Here is a 16,185-nt window from a genome sequence, read left to right as displayed (position 1 = left end):
CCAGCCTGGCCCAGCGGTGCACGGGGGCGCCTGAGCGTGATTGTCACTGCCTCGGGCTAGCGTCGTGAGGGACAGCGACGAGCCTGGAGGACGCGGTGGCGGAGCAACAGGAGCAGGCGGCGCCGGACGCCATCATGACCCGGATCGGCCAGGTCGTCATGCTGCACCACGGCGGTGACCGCGAGGAGGCTCGGGGCCGCTTCCTGGACCTGTGGGCGGAGATCGGCGAGGACGGCGACCCCCTGCACCGCTGCACGCTGGCGCACTACATGGCCGACACACAGGACGATCCTGCGGACGAACTCGCCTGGGACCTACGGGCGTTGTCGGCGGCAGAGGAGCTCAGCGACGGGCGGGTCGCCGAGCACCACCAGTCGCTCGCGGTGCGCGCTTTCTACCCGTCACTGCACCTGAACCTGGCCGCCGACTATCTGAAGCTGGGCCGCTCCGAGGCCGCCCGCAGCCATCTGCGCCGGGCCCGCGGGGCCGTCGGCGCCCTCGGGGACGACAGCTACGGGGATGGCGTGCGGGCGGCGATCGGCCGTCTCGAGCTGCGGCTCGACGGTGCCGGGGCATCGGGGGAGGCCTGCGGACCCGACAGCCTCGGCGGGCCCGGAGGCGAGACACTGGGGCCGCCGAGACAGCGGCCCTAGCGTGCGTGCCGGCCGGCTGCCTCGTATCCATGGAGGAACCGGCCGCACGCCGGCACCCGTGGCGCGCGCCTCGCGGCCGCGCACCCGCACCCGCTTGCGGCGGGTGCCGACTCCGTCAATGTCCGTATGCCCCCCGGCAGATGGTCGACTCCGGACTGTTCGCCTGCCAGCCCCCGTACTTCTTGCCGAGGGCACACACGTCCGCGTTCTGCGACAAGTCGGGGGCTGCGGGCGGGACGGCGACGTGGGGCTCGGGGCGTCGTGGCTCGGGATGCGGGGCGGGACGGGGGCGGCGCGGAGGGATGGCCGGTACCGCGGCGGGCGGTGGGGGAGCCGCACGGCGCGGTGTCGCCGCACTCGGTGAGGGCTTCCGGGACGGCCCGATGAGCTCCAGCGCCTCCCGCGCCGGTGCCTGCACGATCTGCGGCTCGGCCTTGCCGTCCGGACGCCGCGCGTCGTGCCGGGACGGCGCCGGCGGCGTGCCGGAGGCGGGCGATCGCTGGACGGTCACGCAGCCGGAGAGGGCGGTGACAGTCACGGTGACCAGGAGCGTTGCGGTCGTTGTCGTTCGATGCACCCGCTCAACTCTGCTGGGTCGGGCCTGTCTTGGGGAGCGGACAAGCGAAGGTTGCTCCACACGGGTGACCTTCCGGTCCTCCGATGGGTGTCGGCATCAGCAGCGTGCCCCGGCGCCGGGTGACTCGACCTCCGGAGGCGCCGTGGTGCGTGCCGCACCCGCCGGCGCTGTGTTCGCTGTTCTCAGTGGCCCGGTGGCGCTGTCGATTCGCTCCCGGATCGGATGCGCGTGACCGATGTGGCGCGCGTACTCCTCGATCATGTGGGTGGACCGCTCATCCCGTGTTCGTGGCGGGTTCGGTCCGCGCCGCTCCGCCCTCATGGCGTCAGCATCCCCCTCAACAGCTCTCGGAAGCTCTCCCGCAGTTCGTCGACGTTCGGGACGGAGTCGTGGAACGAACCGGCCACGCACGAGAACATCAGCCCATCGCACCACGCGACCAGCGACAGCACATGGCGAGCGGGATCGCGTGACCCCGCCGCCGAGACCAGCGCGTTCAGCGGATCCCGGAAGCGCTGCCCCGCCGCGTCGAAGAACTCCCGCAGTTCCGGTCGCCGGGTGGCTTCCAGGGCCAGCTCGTAGCGGGCGACGAGCAGTTCGCGATGGCGCGTCAGATACCGGTGCAGGGCGAGCGCGAGACCGTCGGCGAGCGTGTCCGGCCCACCCCTCGGATCCGGCATCTCGTCGGGCGTCAGCACCTGAGCCTCGCGCTCCGCGAGCCTGCGTACGGCGGCCTCCAGCAGGGCGAGCCGGGTGCGCGCCTGGTTCGACGTCGAGCCCTGGGGGAGCCCTGCCGCCTCGTCGACCGCGCGGTGGGTGAGACCGCGCATTCCGCGCTCGGCGAGCAGGTCGAGGGCGGTGTCGGCGATGAGTTCGGCGCGGGACGCACCGGTGCTGCGTACGGGCATGGGGTCAACCTACCGGTAGCACTACATCCGTAGTACGGTCGAGACGGCCGGTTACTACAGATGTAGTGACCTAGGTGGGTTCGGACATGTGCGGCAGCCGGAGTGGGTCCGGTCATCGCATACCCACGGTGCCCCCTCGGGGGACGAGGAGGAGTCATGGCACAACAGGCAGAAGCAGAAGCAGAAGCAGAAGCAGAAGCAGAAGCAGAAGCAGAAGCAGAAGCACAGGCGAAGTCGAAGTCGAAGTCGCACGCCCCGGCACCCCGTGCCGTCGTCGTGGGAGGCGGCATCGGAGGTCTCACCGCGGCGGTGGCGCTGCTCCGGCACGGCTGGCGGGTCACTGTCCTGGAACGCTCCCCCACGCTCGCCCCGGTCGGCGCCGGCATCTCCCTCGCCCCCAATGCCCTGCGCGCTCTCGACGTGATCGGCGTGGGTGACGAGATCCGGGAACTCGCCGCCTGGCAGGGCGACGGCGGGATGCGCACCCCGGACGGCCGCTGGGTGTCCCGCACCAGTGCCGCTGCCCTCGCCGACCGGTTCGGCGACCCGCTTGTGGTTCTGCACCGGGCGGCCCTCATCGACCGGCTGGCCGCGCGGCTCCCCGAGGGCACCGTGCGTACGGCGGCACCCGCGACCCTGGTCGACCCCGGCAATGGCACACGCCCCGCCCTGGTCCGTACCCCGGACGGCCATCTGGAGGCCGAACTGGTCGTCGGCGCCGACGGCATCCACTCCGGCGTGCGGCAGGCGCTCTTCCCGCGGCACCCCGGGCCCGTCCACTCCGGCTTCACGACGTGGCGCTTCGTCATCCCGGCGCCGGAGCTGCGCTTCGCCGCGCACGAGACCTGGGGCAGGGGCCGGATCTGGGGGACGCAGCCGCTCCAGGACGGCGGGATCTACGCCTACGGCGCCGCCGTGGCTCCCCCCGGGGAGCGAGCGGACGACGAGAAGCAGGAGCTCCTGCGCCGGTTCGGCGACTGGCACGATCCGATCCCTGCCCTGATCGACGCGGTCGGCCCGCTGGATGTGCTGCGCCACGACGTCCAGCACATCGCCGAGCCGCTGCCCGCCTTCCACGGCGGACGGGTCGCCCTGCTCGGCGACGCCGCGCACGCCATGCCGCCGACCCTCGGGCAGGGCGGCAACCAGGCCATCGAGGACGCGATCGTGCTCGCCCACCACGCGCGCCCGGAGGGGAGCGAGCCGGCCGCTTACACGGCGGACCGCAAGCCCCGTACGACCGCCATCGCGCGGAAGGCCGTCCAGGTGGCCCGGCTGAACCTGATGAGCAACCGCGCAGGCATCGCCGTACGCAACGCCGCGATCGCCGCGCTGTCAAAGGCCGGGCCCGCGTTGTTCCTGCGGAGCTTCGACGGCATCGCCGACTGGCGGCCGCCCGGGCAGCCGTATGCTTCCCCCGAGGTCAGGAACCCGCAACGCACCCTTTGAGGAGACCCCTGTGCTGTGCCTTCCCGGGGGACAATCCCCGGCCTCCCGGCAGAAGAGCAGGTCGGCCTCGGTCACCATCGCATCATCGAGAGGCGGACTGTTGTGAAAGTCGGCTGCATCGGACTCGGCGACATCGCGCAGAAGGCCTATCTGCCGGTGCTCGGCGTCCAGCCGGGGGTGGAGCTGCATCTGCAGACGCGGACGCCCGCGACGCTCGGCCAGGTCGCCGACAGCCTCCACCTTCCGGAGGCGCAGCGACACACCGACCTGGCGGAACTCCTGGCGCAGGACCTCGACGCGGCGTTCGTGCACGCCGCCACCGTCGCGCATCCCGAGATCGTCACACGCCTGCTCGAGGCGGGGGTACCGACGTACGTCGACAAGCCGCTCGCGTACGAACTGGCCGACTCCGAGCGGCTCGTGCGGCTCGCGGAGGAGCGCAGCGTCGGTCTCGCCGTCGGCTTCAACCGGCGGTACGCGCCTGCTTACGCGCAGTGCGCCGATCACCCGCGTGAGCTGATCCTGATGCAGAAGAACCGCATAGGACTGCCCGAGGCGCCGCGCACGATGGTGCTGGACGACTTCATCCATGTCGTGGACACCCTGCGGTTCCTGGTGCCGGGACCGGTGGACGACGTGACCGTACGGGCCCGCGTCGAGAACGGGCTGATGCACCATGTCGTGCTGCAACTGGCAGGGGACGGCTTCACGGCGATCGGCGTGATGAACCGCCTCAGCGGCTCGAACGAAGAGATCCTCGAGGTCTCGGGCCAGGACACCAAGCGTCAGGTGGTCAACCTCGCCGAGGTGATCGATCACAAGGGGCAGCCGACCGTCCGGCGGCGCGGGGACTGGGTACCGGTGGCCAGGCAGCGCGGTATCGAGCAGGTGGCGATCGCCTTCCTCGACGCGGTGCGGGCCGGCAAAGTGCTCAGTGCCCGTGACGCGCTCGCGACTCATGAACTGTGCGAGCGGGTGGTACGTGCGGTTGAGGAGCGTGCCGCCGCGCTCTGATCGCGCGGGCGCCCTCCGTCGCGCAGAGCGCCCCCAGCACCAGCAGGGCCGCGTGCACCGGCCAGTCGCCGAACCTGACGTACGGCGTGACACCCCGGGCCAGCGGCACCTCGTACACCATCGTCGTGCTCGCGTCCGTGCCGAGCCAGGAACCGATGCGCTCGCCGCTCGGGCCGTAGACGGCGGAGACGCCGGTCAGCGTCGCGTGCACCATCGGGCGGCCGGTCTCGGCGGCCCGCAGCGCGGCGAGCGAGGCGTGCTGCTCGGGTGCCCAGCTCTTCTGGAAGGTCGATGTCGAGGACTGCGCGAGGAGCACCCCGGCGCCGTCCTGGGCGAGATGGCGGCTCATGTCGGGGAACGCCGTCTCGAAGCAGACCATGGGTCCGATCCGCAGCCCGTGCCCGACGTTCATCACCACCTGCTCGGAGCCGCGCCTGCGGTCCTCGCCCGCCGCCTTGCCCACCGAGGTCGCCCAGCCGAGCAGGGAACGCGCGGGTATGTACTCGCCGAAGGGCACGAGCCGCATCTTGTCGTAGCGGTCGCCGGTCGGGCCCTGCGGTCCCACCAGGACCGAACTCTTGTAGATGCCAGGCCGGTCGGAGCGGCGCGCGTCGACGTTCACCAGGATGTCCGCGCCGGTGAGGCGGGAGAGCGCGGCGATCCGGTTCGCCAGGTCGGGACGGTGGGCCAGGTCGAACCCGACGCTGCTCTCGCCCCAGACGACCAGGTTCACATTCTGCCCGGCGAGCGTACGGGTGAGCGCCTCCTCGCGCGCGAACCGCTTGGCGGGGCTGCCCAGGCCGTCGACGATCCCGGGCTGTACGACGGCGATCCGTACCCGGCCGTCCACGTCGGGGCGCGGCGACCACACCCACGCCGCCGAGGTCGCCGCAGCCGTCGCGAGCAGCCCCGCCACGGCGGGCCTACGGGACTCACGCACCGCGACCAGTACGGCGACGGCGACGTTGACCGCCACCACCAGGAAGCTGAGCAGCCACACCCCGCCGACGGAGGCCAGCCGCAGCGCGGGCTCCACCTGCCACTGGCTCGACCCGAGCAGGCCCCACGGTCCGCCCAAGCCCTGCCAGGACCGGGCCAGTTCGACCACCAGCCACCCCGACGGCAGTACGACGAGCGCGGAGCCGACCTGCCCCGCCGAGGGCACCCCGGCGAGAAACCGACGGACGAGCCAGCCCCAAGGGGCCCACAGCGCACCGAGCAGGGTCGCTATGACCACCGTGAACACATGGAGGCTCGGCAGCAGCCAGTGGTGCACCGCGAGCATGAAGCCCAGCCCGCCGAGCCAGCCGTCGAACGCGGCCCGTCTGCCGGTCGGGGCCGAGCGGGCCAGCAGGAGCCAGGGCACGAGCGCGATGTACGCGAACCACCACCAGGACGGGGCGGGAAAGGCGAACACGGGCAACGCGCCCGCCAGCACGGCGGTGATCCCGCGCCGCCAAGGAGAGGCGAGCCATTGGTCGGGCCTCTTCATGCAGCGCCTCCCTCCCCAGGTGCGTGCCTCCAGTGTGCGCGTCGGAGACGATCTCCGACAGGGGGCATGGACAGGGGGCGGCTGTGGTGGTGAGCGTGGTCGGCAGGGCGCCGCTCTGGGGGCGGGTGTCGTGGCCGCGGGCCCGCCCAGGTGGCGGGTGTCGTCGGTGGGGAGCCCGCTTCGGCGGCGGGCACGCTCAGGTGGCCGCCGGTTGCTGGAGCGTCCGCGGGGTGCGGCGCCACTTCTCCTGGACGATCACGTGGCGTAGTCGCCAGCCGTCGTCCGTACGCAGCAGCCCGAAGGCGTAACGGCCGCCGCACACGAAGTCCGGCGCGGTGGATCCTCCGTCGTGTCCCGCGAACCTCATCGGATTGATGTAATCCGCCTGGACCCGGGCCGTATCGCCCGTGTCCTGCTCGAGGATCCCGAACCGGACGCGCCGGTTGACGATCAAATGCTGGCGCATCGGGAACAGCTCCATGCTCTGGGCGAGCCATCCCGCCACCTGGTCGGCGTCCCCCTCGATGCCCCCGGCCGAGCGGTAGTCCGCGCGTCCGTCCGGCGCGAACAGCCCCCGGTACGCCTCCCAGTCCCCGTCGTCCACCGCCACCGCGTAGTCGGTGACGAGTCCATCCACGGCGAACCGGTCCATCACGGTCGCGAGCTCCACACGCTGCGTCATCGGCTCAGTGTTGGCCACGGGGCGTCCCACGCCAAGGGCCGTGCGGTGATATTCGGTGGCTGATGTTCGCTGACCCCGACGGGGTCGCCCGGTGGACGCTGTTGCCCGTGAACGATCAATCCCTTGCGAAGGAGCCCAAGTTCCGCGTACGCGCCCGTCATACGCCGTCCACGGTCCCCGTCTACCAGGCCTACGGCCCGGGGATCGGCCGTCCCGCGGCGCGCCAACCGTTTTCCGTCCGCGTGGAAGCGGGACCGGATGACGTGGGTCATCAAGCCGGCGTTCACAGCCCACAAGGACTCGTGTCTGAAGTGCCACAACGCCCGACGCGCGCCGGCGACGGAGGGGGTCGCTTCGCCGACCTGCGTGACGGATTGGGCCCGGGCAGTGGCCACTCCCATTCCTTGCACGCGATTCCTTGCACGCGCTGAGCGTCGCCATGCCACTCCTGCCGAACCGCCGAACCGACAGGAAGGGAGAGTCGCGGACGGAGACCGGGGGGAGGAACATCGGAGTCACGGAGGCAAGGTGGTGGTTATGGGGACGCCGTCGATGCTTTTCAGCGAGAGTCCGGAGGATCCGTTCGCCCTCGGGCATGGTGCCTCGGCAGTGCTCGACGATCACGGCACAGTGGTCGGCTGGAGCGCACGTGCACAGGAGCTGCTGGGCTATACCCCCAAGGAAGTGATCGGACGGGCGTGGCAGGACCTCCTGGTCGACGCCCGTGACCTGCCTGTTGCGCGTTCCGTCGTCGTGGACGCCATGAGGACGGGGGGCTGGTTCGGAGTTCTGCCCATCCGGCACCGCGACGGACAGCGTGTGGAGATGGGCTTCCGGGCCCGTGCGATCACCCGCGACGGGGAGTCTCAGGAGTGGATCCTGGTCGGTGCGCCTGCCGCGGAGGTCATTGCCTGGCAGCGGGACCGTGCGCTGCTGGACGGCCTGTACCACCGGTCCCCGATCGGTCTGGTCATCCACAGCCCGGACATGACAGTGATTCGGGTCAACCGTGCGATCGAAAAGGCGAGCGGCGTCCCAGCCGAGGCGCCGGTGGGCCGTCGCCCCCGCGAATTCATGGTCGACGAGGACGCGGGTCCGGCCGAGGAGCGGGTACGGCACGTCCTGGAGACCGGCGAGCCGTTGATCTTCACGGAGCAGTCGGCCCGCACACGCCATGATCCGGGTCAGGAACGGATGGTGTCCGTCTCGGCGTTTCGAATGGAAGACTCCTCGGGCCGGGTTCTGGGCGTGGCCGAGACGATCGAGGACGTGACCCAGCGCTACCGGGCCCGACGCAGGCTCACCCTGCTGAACGAGGCGAGCGCCCGGATCGGAACCTCACTGGATGTGGCACAGACCGCCCGGGAACTGGCCGAGATGGCCGTCCACGGCCTGGCCGACTACTGCTCGGTGGACCTTCTGGAGCCGGTGACACGTGGTGACGAACCATCCCCCGGTGTGGCAGGTCCGCTGCTTCGAGTAGCCCTCTCGCCCCCAGAGCGCCGGGTCCCGTTCCAGGAGGGCGATGTGGTCCCGCTCCTTCCGCAGTCTCCGCAGGAGCGGTGCTTGGCCGAGCGTCGCCCGATTCTCGAAAGGCTGCTGTCCCTGCGCCCCGAGTGGCACGCCATGGACCGGCGGCGGATCGAGATCGCCTTGGGTCTCGGCGTTCATTCGCTGATCGTGGTGCCCCTGGTTGCGCGCGGCCTGGTACTCGGCGTAGTGAGCCTGTGGCGAGTGCGCCACTCGGAGCCTTTCGAGGACGACGATGCCGCCGTGGCCCAGGAGTTCTCCTCGCGTGCGGCCGTCTGCATCGACAACGCGCGCCGCTTCACCCAGCAGCAGAACGCCGCTCTGACTCTGCAGCGCAGCCTGCTGCCGAGCGTGGCGTCCGACCTGCCTGCCGTCGAGGTGGCCTGCCGATACCTCCCAGCGAGCGGTGAACCGGGCATCGGCGGTGACTGGTTCGACGTGATCCCGTTGTCGGGGGCCCGGGTCGCCCTCGTCGTGGGAGACGTGGTCGGCCACGGGATCCATGCTGCGGCCTCGATGGGCCGCCTGCGCGCCGCCGTGCGCACCCTGGCCAGCCTCGACCTGGAACCGGACGAGGTAGTGGCCCGGCTGGACGATCTGGTCGGTCTGCTGGCCACCGAGCTGGAGACGAACGCCGACGGCAACCGGTCGGCGATCGAGCAGGTGCTCGGGGCCACCTGTCTCTACGCGGTCTACGATCCGGTCTCCCGGCACTGCTCCCTGGCGCGCGCCGGCCACCCGGCACCCTTGGTGTCCACGCCGGACGGCCAGGTGACCGTGCTCGACCTGCCCGCAGGACCACCGCTCGGCCTGGGCGGACTGCCGTTCGAGACGTGCGACCTCGACCTCCCCGAGGGCAGCCTGCTCACGCTCTACACCGACGGTCTCCTGGAGGCGCGCAACAGCGACATCGATGCCGCGCTGGAAAGCCTGCACGAATGTCTCGCCCACTCCGCCGATCCTCTGGACCGCACCTGCCACGGCGTGGTCGAAGCGCTGCTGCCCACGGACCACCGCCCCATCGACGACATCGCGCTGCTCATCGCCCGTACCCGGGTGCTACCGCCACAGAATGTCGCCACATGGCAGCTGCCCTTGGAAGCGACCGCCGCTGCCCGTGCCAGGGAGCTGACCACGGCGAAACTGACCGAATGGGGGCTGACGGAACTGGCCTTCACCACCGAGCTGGTCGCCAGCGAGCTCGTCACCAACACCTACCGGTACGCGGCCGGCCCCGTCACCCTGCGGCTCATCCGTGCGCAGTGCCTGATCTGTGAGGTGTCCGACACCAGCCACACTTCCCCTCACCTCCGAAGAGCCCTCAGCACGGACGAGGGCGGACGCGGGCTCTTCCTGGTCGCACAGCTCACGGAACGGTGGGGCACCCGCTACAGCCACGACGGCAAGACCGTTTGGACGGAGCAGCCTCTGCCGCCCTCATGACCCGCGACCTCCACGACCTGCGCGAAAGCCATCGGTGTGGGCTCGGGCGGCTACACCACCATGGACACCCAAGAGGTGGTCATCAAGCTGATCTCATTCGACCACCAGGCCACAGCGGCCGCCCTGTTCGAGGGCAGGGGGACGGTGGACGAGATGGGGAAGAACCCTCCGGGAGACGAGATCGATGGCTTCGAATCACCGTCCCCCGGCGAGGGATGGGTCGGCCGCGGGTTCAACGTGCGGCAGGGAGCTGTCATCGCGAAGGCCGAGTACTCCTGTTCCGAAGACAGTGAAGTGCCCGGCCGTCTGATGGACATCACCAGGATGGTTGTTGAGCGTGTTCAGTCGTCGCCGCACTTCGGCTCGGCGCGCCTGTCCTGCGGAACCGTTCGTGTCGGCGGGGACGGCTGGGTGCCGTCCTTGGCGACCGGCTGGAAGTAGTGGTCCAGCGCCCAGGCGGCCACGTCGGTGCCGGCCCGGCAGCCGGCCACGTCCGCCGTGCGGGAGTGGACGCCGCCCCACACACGGGCGTCGACGACATCCCGGTTGAGGTCGTCGGCGGACCCGTAGTACCGCGTGGTACCGGTGACCTCGGAGGGGACGTAGAGGTCGATGCGCGGGGTGCCGAGGACGCCGGTCAGGGCGCGTGCCACGGCAGCGGTGACGGTCGTGTGGCCGGCGATGTAGTCCGGGTGTGGTGGGGTGAGGAGCAGCGGCTCCCAGGCCGGGTCTGCCGTCGTCGCGGGGTTGCCGTCGGTGTCGGCGAGGCGGATGGCGGTGATCGGCCGCCAGGTGCCGTAGTGGAGCTTGGCGTCCCATGCGGTGACGACGGCGTCGGTCGCCGACGCGTTCACCGCGGCGAACAGCCGGGCCGTCTCGGCGATGCCGAGCCGGTGCCGGGCGGCGTTGTCCCTTACGGCTGTCTGGACCTGTGCGACCAGGTTACCGCTGAAGAAGAGGGCGGTCTCGGTCTGCTGTGCGCTCCTGCCCGAGCCGGTCTTCGCGCCCATGGTCTTCAGCTCCTGGACATCCTCGGCGTACGCGGCCGAGGAGAGGGCGGGGGGTGCGCCGGGGCGGAACTGCTGCGGGGAGGTGAGCAGGAGGGGGCGGAGCCTGGCGAGCCAGGTGTCGATGAAGGGCTGGAACGCGGGCGGGGTGGGCCGCCAGACCCCCGGTGCCGGGGAAGCGGTGAAAGGAACGTCCGCGAACCGGCCGTCGCCCTCCCGGAGTTCGATGATGCGGGCGGCAGCTCGCTTTCCGTAGTCCACGCCCCGGTCTCTGGCCGGACCGGCCGGAAGAGCGGCGAGCGAGTCCGCGTAGGCGGTGTCGAGTTGCTCCTTGAAGGCAGGGAAGTAGGTGAGCAGCATGTCGTGGGCCGCAGTGGCGGCGGCCGCCGCGGAGGATGCCTTGGCCGGACCGCGCTCGTGCCATTTGTACAGGGCGTAGCCGCCTTCGATCCCCACCACGGCGTTGTACACGGCGACGGAGACGAACCCCTCCCAGATCGCTACCTGCCCGGAGGGGCGGGGGCCAAGGCTGGTCTTGATCGTGTCGGTGGCGATGGCGTTCCACTCGCGGACCACGGCTGCCGGGTCCGCCGCGGTCCGGGGGTCCGCGTCGGGGGGACTTGCGGCGGTGAGCGTCACGAGGGCGATGGCCGCGACGGCGCAGATGAATGCTCGGACACGTGAACGCGGAGGAACGGGAAGAGGGGGCTCTTGATGCACAGCGTGCTCCCTAGAGTTGAGTGCCCAAGGCTTAGCAACGGTCCACTGGGTGAGCAAGACAACTCGCCGCGAACCGGGCGGCCCAGGGCGCCCTCGAACGCCTCACCGCCCGCTACGAGGACATCACCGCCGGACAGACCCTGCACCCACCCCGGGCCCGGCGAACCGCGCTGCAAGGGGCAGAGTCGCGAACCTGCTCTCCCGCCTCGACACCGAACGCGACCGTGTCCTCGGCGGCTGCCACGCTCGGCAGCCCCGGTGAGTTCGTGCACTACGCGGCCACCAAGGCGGCCGTCGATGCGCTGACGCCGGGTCTGGCCGAGGAACTCGGCCCCGACGGCATCCGCGTCAACGCGGTCGCACCCGGCGTGATCGGCACCGAGATGCACGCGACGATGGGTGACCCGGGGCGCGCCGAGCGCGCGGCTCGTCGATTCGGCTCCGTCGCGTCGGACAGGCCGAGGAAATCGCCGCCGCCATCGCGTGGTTGATGTCGCCCGACTCGTCGTAGACGACGGGGGCTGTACTTCGGGTGTCCGGGGCGGTGACGGGGCGCCACCGCTCGGCGGTCGGTGCTGAAGCGCGGGCTCGTCGGGCTCAAGTGAGCGCGGGTGCGTCGGCCTCAACTGGCGGGCTGCCGTGGGGAGGTACTGGCCTTGCCCGGCGGGCTGCCGTGTGGATGTGGATGGGCCGGCTGCATCTGGCCGGCTGCCCCGGAGACGCGCCGACTTCGATTGGTCGGCTGTCCTGAGACGTGTCGGCTGCGGCTGGTCGGCTGTCCTGAGACGTATCAGCTACGGCTGGTCGGCTGCCCCGAAGACGAGTCGGCTTGGGGTGGTCGGCTGTCCTCGAGATGCATCGGCCTCGACTGACCGGCTGTCGTGGAGATGCGTCGGCTTGGACCGGTGCGTAGGCAGGGCCCGGTCGGCGCGCTCACCCCACGGCTCTCATGCCGCCTCGACGATCTCTCCCCGTATCGCTTCCGCCCACTTCACGACCAGCAGTTCGTACTCCGCCCGCTCCTGGGCGGACAGGGAACCGCCCGCGCGCGTCCACAGGGCGCGGATCTGCTCGTTCAACGCGGCAGCGGATCGCACGGAACCAGAGGGAGTGAAATCGGGGGACATGCGCACAAGCCTAGGGGCAAGGACTGACAGTGCGCTACCGGACGGCTACTCATGCCGTATGTGCTTCGTCACGGCGGGCGGGGAGTCCGAGGCGCTGCCCGTCGAGCACCGCCTCGACCGGGCTCAGTCGATCCACTCAGTCGATCCAGACGACGACGCACTGACCGCGCAGTTGCGCGCCGCGGAAGAAGGCGCGCAGCGCGAGGAAGTGCTCGACCAGGTAGTCCCGTACGTTGCCACGAAACCCCTCGAATCCGACGACGGAGGCGGCGGCTTCCGGGGATTGCGGCAGATCCGCGAGGACTCGGCCGATGTCCACGTCGAAGAGGGCGCGGGTGATCTCGTCGACCGCGGCGGGAGCCAGCAGACCGGGCGGGTCGGTGACGCCGTCGTACACCTCGTCGTGGTCGAGGAAGCCGATGTCGCCCCCGGGATCGCCGGTCAACACCCGGTCGAGCAGGTCGACCAGACGTGGGTGGGCGGCCGTCTTGCGGCAGTACCAGATGAGGCCCCACATCGCCCAGTCGGCGTCGAGGAGATCGCGGGACGGAGGGGCCCAACCGGGGGCGGCGCCGGGCGAACCGAGGGCCGACTCGCGACACTGCGCCAGGTACTCCGGAGAGACACGGGCGAATTGCTGAGTCAAGGCCATGGAAAGGGATTATGGCCAGGCCCGAGGCCCGCTGTCGCTGGACTTTCGAGGGGCCGTCCAGGGCGGGGTTCAAGCGCGTTGCGGTCCCGGTCCGGGCCTCGCGCCCGGGCTCACTCTCGCTCGGCCCGGACGCGGGACCAGTCCAGCAGAGGCCGCATCGCGGTCACCAAGTCGTCGCCGAGCGGGGTGAGATGCCAGGCCGACTGGGCCGTATGGCGACGTACGCGGAGACGGCCGGTCTCACCCCGGAACAGGTCACCCTCACCGCGATCGGCGCACCCGACGACCCGGTCTGGTCCGCCCGGCAGACGGCTCTGCTCCGCGCCGTCGACGAACTGCACACCACCGCGCGTGAGCGACGCGGTGTGGAGCGGGCTGCGCGAGCATCTCGACGAACAGGAAGTCCTGGAGCCGCTGGTCCGCGCGGGCTGGTACCGGACGATCGCGTACGTCGCCAACGGGGCGCGGAACGAGGAGGAACCCTGGGCGCTCGCCCTGCCCGGGACGGCAGGGGCAGCCGGGGTATGAGCCGTCAGCCCGACGACTCCGCCGCGTGCGGGCTCAGACCGCCCGTCGCCACCAGCGCGATGATGACGATGCCGAGCGCGATCCGGTACCAGACGAACGGCATGAAGCTCTTGTGCGAGATGAACTTCATGAACCACGCGATGACGGCGTAGCCGACCGCGAACGCGATCACCGTCGCGAAGATCGTCGGACCCCAGGAGATGTGCCCCTCCTCGGCGGCGTCCTTGAGCTCGAAGGTGCCGGAGGCGAGGACGGCCGGCATGGCGAGGAGGAAGGAGTATCGGGCGGCCGCCTCGCGGGTGTAGCCCATGAACAGGCCGCCGCTGATGGTCGCGCCGGACCGGGAGACTCCGGGGACCAGTGCCATCGCCTGGCAGAGGCCGTAGAGCAGGCCGTCCTTGGCGTTCAGATCCTCAAGTGTCTTGCGCTGCTTGGCCGCCCGGTGCCTGCCGCCCGTCTCGTCGCGTGCCGCGAGCCGGTCGGCGACGCCGATGACCACGCCCATCACGATCAGCATCGTCGCGGTGACCCGAAGATCGCGGAAGGGCCCCTCGATCTGGTCCTTGAGCGTCACCCCCAGCACACCGATCGGAATGGAGCCGACGATCACCAGCCAGCCCATCTGTGCGTCGTGGTCCCGCCGCATCGTCTTGTTGGTGAGCGAGCGGAACCACGCCGAGAGAATCCGTCCGACGTCCTTGCGGAAGTAGATCAGGACCGCGGCCTCCGTGCCGAGCTGGGTGATCGCGGTGAAGGCCGCACCCGGGTCGTCCCAGCTCGCGAACGCCGCGGTCAGACGCAGATGGGCGCTGGAGGAGACGGGAAGGAACTCGGTCAGCCCCTGGACAAGTCCGAGGATGAGGGATTCAAACCAAGACATGAAGTTACGTGGTCCAAGTGCCGATGGTGGGAGGGGCGACGGGCAGGCCGTGCCGCCGTTCGGGTGATCAAGGGTGTAGAGGGCAGCGTAGCGTCCGGCCGTGACAGCCCGGCCACAGGGGTTTCGCAGCCGTGCGAGGCGGGCCTGCCCGGGATGCGCGGCAACGTTGCCCATGACGTGACCGGGGTGTTGACCGGCCGCTGGATCGCCGCATACGTTGCAGCATTGGAGAAAGCGCTTGCTGTCGCCGGGTTTTGCTCGGGGCATCATGCGTTGGCCAACGTCTGACGTCACGTCCGATGGAGCGCTGATCACGTACATGAGCACATCCCGCACCGCAAGCAGCCCCGAGACCTCCGCGAACCGCCCCGCGACCGCGTTCGACGGCCGCCCCATCCGGGCCGCCCTCATCGGCGCGGGCGCCATCGCGCGCGGGAGCCACTGTCCGGCGCTCGCGCGGCTCGCCGAAGAGGGCGAGACGGAGATCGTGGCCGCGGTCGACATCGCCGAGGGCGCGGTCCGGGAGTTCTGCGCCGAGGTGGGGATTCCGCACGCGTACACCGATCTGGCCCGGATGCTCGAAGAGCAGCGGCCCGACCTGGTCGCCATCTGCACTCCGCCGACCCTGCATCGCGAGCAGACCATTGCCGCGCTGCGCGCCGGCGCCTGGGTGTGGTGCGAGAAGCCGCCCGTCCCGACGCTGGCCGACTTCGACGCCGTAGAGGCGGAGGAGGGAACGGACGGGGGCCCGTACGCGTCGATCGTCTTCCAGCACCGCTTCGGCTCGGGCGCCCGGCACGTACGGCGCCTGATCGCCGAGGAGGCCATGGGCCGTCCCCTGGTCGCGCACTGCCAGACCACGTGGTACCGCAACGCCGACTACTACGCCGTGCCCTGGCGCGGACGCTGGGCCACCGAGGGCGGCGGGCCCGCGATGGGACACGGCATCCACCAGATGGACCTGCTGCTCGACCTGCTGGGGCCGTGGAGCGAGGTGCGGGCGATGGCGGGACGCCTGGTGCACGATGTGGAGACGGAGGACGTCTCGACCGCCCTGGTCCGCTTCGCGAGCGGCGCGATGGCCACTGTCGTCAACAGCGTTTTGAGCCCCGACGAGGTGAGCCGCATCCGCATCGACTGCGAGCGCGGGACCGTCGAGCTCACGCACCTGTACGGGCACAGCAACGACAACTGGCGCATCACTCCGGCACCGGATGTGCCGGACGCCGATGTCGCGGCCTGGCGGGACTTCGGAGCGGACGTACCGAGTTCGCACCTGGCGCAGTTGCGGGAGCTCGTCGCGAGCATGCGAGCCCGAGAACGGCCGCGCAGCAGCGGCGCCGACGGACGGACCAGCCTGGAACTGATCACCGCTCTCTACAAGTCGGCGTTCACGGACACGACCGTCCGCGCGGGGGAGATCGGCCCGGGGGATGCGTACTACACGGCCCTGCACGGCGGCGCGCCCGGCTGGGCGCCCGTGGTCCCCGAGGTGTCCCTGGACCAGGAGGTGCCGGCGTGAC

The 16,185-nt window shown here is 70.8% G+C and carries 15 protein-coding genes and 3 pseudogenes; 8 read left to right on the top strand and 10 right to left on the bottom strand.

Translation table 11 applies throughout. The annotated features are described in order from the left end of the window. Positions 1 to 95 precede the first annotated feature (95 nt). Entirely contained in the window at positions 96 to 653 is a 558-nt protein-coding gene (locus ACIBK0_RS16350; protein ID WP_399080094.1) for a hypothetical protein, read from the top strand. A gap of 115 nt (positions 654 to 768) precedes the next feature. Here ACIBK0_RS16350 and ACIBK0_RS16345 read toward each other — a convergent pair whose 3' ends face one another. The 3 genes and pseudogenes from ACIBK0_RS16345 to ACIBK0_RS16335 form a co-directional block, all read right to left on the bottom strand. Further along, positions 769 to 1,230 (bottom strand): hypothetical protein, encoded by a 462-nt coding sequence (locus tag ACIBK0_RS16345; protein WP_399080092.1) that lies wholly within the window; start codon positions 1,228 to 1,230, stop codon positions 769 to 771. Positions 1,231 to 1,419: 189 nt separating this feature from the next. After that, positions 1,420 to 1,551, bottom strand: a pseudogene (locus ACIBK0_RS16340) (DUF664 domain-containing protein); the annotation flags it as partial. After that, positions 1,548 to 2,138: a TetR/AcrR family transcriptional regulator gene (locus ACIBK0_RS16335; RefSeq protein ID WP_399080090.1), complete on the bottom strand. Its 591-nt coding sequence runs from the start codon at positions 2,136 to 2,138 to the stop codon at positions 1,548 to 1,550. The pseudogene ACIBK0_RS16340 and the gene ACIBK0_RS16335, both read right to left, overlap by 4 nt. 156 nt (positions 2,139 to 2,294) lie before the next feature. On the opposite strand from ACIBK0_RS16335, the gene ACIBK0_RS16330 reads away from it, so the two are divergent. Both ACIBK0_RS16330 and ACIBK0_RS16325 read left to right on the top strand, forming a co-directional pair. After that, the gene (locus ACIBK0_RS16330) at positions 2,295 to 3,587 is read left to right on the top strand and encodes an FAD-dependent monooxygenase (protein WP_399080088.1); all 1,293 of its coding nucleotides are present in this window, start codon (positions 2,295 to 2,297) and stop codon (positions 3,585 to 3,587) included. Between the two features lie 102 nt (positions 3,588 to 3,689). After that, on the top strand, positions 3,690 to 4,601 hold the full coding sequence (locus ACIBK0_RS16325) for a Gfo/Idh/MocA family protein (RefSeq protein ID WP_399080086.1): 912 nt from the start codon (positions 3,690 to 3,692) through the stop codon (positions 4,599 to 4,601). Here ACIBK0_RS16325 and lnt read toward each other — a convergent pair. After that, positions 4,519 to 6,093, bottom strand: a complete 1,575-nt coding sequence (gene lnt / locus ACIBK0_RS16320) for an apolipoprotein N-acyltransferase (RefSeq protein WP_399080084.1) — start codon at positions 6,091 to 6,093, stop codon at positions 4,519 to 4,521. The two genes, ACIBK0_RS16325 and lnt, sit on opposite strands and share 83 nt — an antisense overlap. A gap of 196 nt (positions 6,094 to 6,289) precedes the next feature. Continuing rightward, positions 6,290 to 6,775, bottom strand: coding sequence for a nuclear transport factor 2 family protein (locus tag ACIBK0_RS16315; RefSeq protein ID WP_399080082.1), 486 nt, complete (start codon positions 6,773 to 6,775; stop codon positions 6,290 to 6,292). 107 nt (positions 6,776 to 6,882) lie between these two features. On the opposite strand from ACIBK0_RS16315, the pseudogene ACIBK0_RS16310 reads away from it, so the two are divergent. Together ACIBK0_RS16310 and ACIBK0_RS16305 are read left to right on the top strand one after the other, a co-directional pair. Next, positions 6,883 to 7,060, top strand: a pseudogene (locus ACIBK0_RS16310) (DUF4291 family protein); the annotation flags it as partial. Positions 7,061 to 7,312: 252 nt separating this feature from the next. Further along, complete coding sequence (locus tag ACIBK0_RS16305; RefSeq protein WP_399080422.1) at positions 7,313 to 9,748, top strand: SpoIIE family protein phosphatase; 2,436 nt, start codon at positions 7,313 to 7,315, stop codon at positions 9,746 to 9,748. Between the two features lie 341 nt (positions 9,749 to 10,089). Here ACIBK0_RS16305 and ACIBK0_RS16300 read toward each other — a convergent pair whose 3' ends face one another. After that, complete coding sequence (locus ACIBK0_RS16300) at positions 10,090 to 11,394, bottom strand: vanadium-dependent haloperoxidase (RefSeq protein WP_399080080.1); 1,305 nt, start codon at positions 11,392 to 11,394, stop codon at positions 10,090 to 10,092. A 305-nt stretch (positions 11,395 to 11,699) separates the two neighbouring features. On the opposite strand from ACIBK0_RS16300, the pseudogene ACIBK0_RS16295 reads away from it, so the two are divergent. Then, positions 11,700 to 11,986, top strand: a pseudogene (locus ACIBK0_RS16295) (SDR family oxidoreductase); the annotation flags it as partial. Positions 11,987 to 12,422: 436 nt separating this feature from the next. Here the strand turns inward: ACIBK0_RS16295 and ACIBK0_RS16290 are convergent. From ACIBK0_RS16290 to ACIBK0_RS16280, 3 genes are all read right to left on the bottom strand, one after another. Next, a complete protein-coding gene (locus tag ACIBK0_RS16290) occupies positions 12,423 to 12,602 on the bottom strand; it encodes a hypothetical protein (protein WP_399080078.1) in 180 nt (59 codons plus the stop codon). 136 nt (positions 12,603 to 12,738) lie between these two features. Next, positions 12,739 to 13,254: a DUF1877 domain-containing protein gene (locus ACIBK0_RS16285; protein ID WP_399080076.1), complete on the bottom strand. Its 516-nt coding sequence runs from the start codon at positions 13,252 to 13,254 to the stop codon at positions 12,739 to 12,741. Between the two features lie 110 nt (positions 13,255 to 13,364). Further along, the gene (locus tag ACIBK0_RS16280; protein WP_399080073.1) at positions 13,365 to 13,595 is read right to left on the bottom strand and encodes a hypothetical protein; all 231 of its coding nucleotides are present in this window, start codon (positions 13,593 to 13,595) and stop codon (positions 13,365 to 13,367) included. A gap of 10 nt (positions 13,596 to 13,605) precedes the next feature. On the opposite strand from ACIBK0_RS16280, the gene ACIBK0_RS16275 reads away from it, so the two are divergent. Then, complete coding sequence (locus tag ACIBK0_RS16275) at positions 13,606 to 13,782, top strand: hypothetical protein (RefSeq protein ID WP_399080070.1); 177 nt, start codon at positions 13,606 to 13,608, stop codon at positions 13,780 to 13,782. Between the two features lie 4 nt (positions 13,783 to 13,786). On the opposite strand, the gene ACIBK0_RS16270 is transcribed toward ACIBK0_RS16275, so the two are convergent. Then, complete coding sequence (locus ACIBK0_RS16270; RefSeq protein ID WP_399080067.1) at positions 13,787 to 14,662, bottom strand: undecaprenyl-diphosphate phosphatase; 876 nt, start codon at positions 14,660 to 14,662, stop codon at positions 13,787 to 13,789. Between the two features lie 319 nt (positions 14,663 to 14,981). Between ACIBK0_RS16270 and ACIBK0_RS16265 the strand changes: the two genes are divergently transcribed. Further along, a complete protein-coding gene (locus tag ACIBK0_RS16265) occupies positions 14,982 to 16,184 on the top strand; it encodes a Gfo/Idh/MocA family protein (protein ID WP_399080065.1) in 1,203 nt (400 codons plus the stop codon). Position 16,185 lies beyond the last annotated feature (1 nt).

Origin of the sequence: Streptomyces sp. NPDC050564 (assembly GCF_044457265.1) — a bacterium.
GTDB lineage: Bacteria > Actinomycetota > Actinomycetes > Streptomycetales > Streptomycetaceae > Streptomyces.
Note: the sequence above shows the minus strand (reverse complement) of the source record. Positions and strands in the feature narration are given on the sequence as shown.

Excerpts from the sequence above, each read along its gene's own strand:
- ACIBK0_RS16335 (WP_399080090.1), bottom strand. The coding sequence starts at position 2,138 with ATGCCCGTACGCAGCACCGGTGCGTCCCGCGCCGAACTCATCGCCGAC.
- ACIBK0_RS16330 (WP_399080088.1), top strand. The coding sequence starts at position 2,295 with ATGGCACAACAGGCAGAAGCAGAAGCAGAAGCAGAAGCAGAAGCAGAA.
- lnt (WP_399080084.1), bottom strand. The coding sequence starts at position 6,093 with ATGAAGAGGCCCGACCAATGGCTCGCCTCTCCTTGGCGGCGCGGGATC.
- ACIBK0_RS16315 (WP_399080082.1), bottom strand. The coding sequence starts at position 6,775 with ATGACGCAGCGTGTGGAGCTCGCGACCGTGATGGACCGGTTCGCCGTG.
- ACIBK0_RS16305 (WP_399080422.1), top strand. The coding sequence starts at position 7,313 with ATGGGGACGCCGTCGATGCTTTTCAGCGAGAGTCCGGAGGATCCGTTC.
- ACIBK0_RS16290 (WP_399080078.1), bottom strand. The coding sequence starts at position 12,602 with ATGTCCCCCGATTTCACTCCCTCTGGTTCCGTGCGATCCGCTGCCGCG.
- ACIBK0_RS16285 (WP_399080076.1), bottom strand. The coding sequence starts at position 13,254 with ATGGCCTTGACTCAGCAATTCGCCCGTGTCTCTCCGGAGTACCTGGCG.
- ACIBK0_RS16270 (WP_399080067.1), bottom strand. The coding sequence starts at position 14,662 with ATGTCTTGGTTTGAATCCCTCATCCTCGGACTTGTCCAGGGGCTGACC.
- ACIBK0_RS16265 (WP_399080065.1), top strand. The coding sequence starts at position 14,982 with ATGAGCACATCCCGCACCGCAAGCAGCCCCGAGACCTCCGCGAACCGC.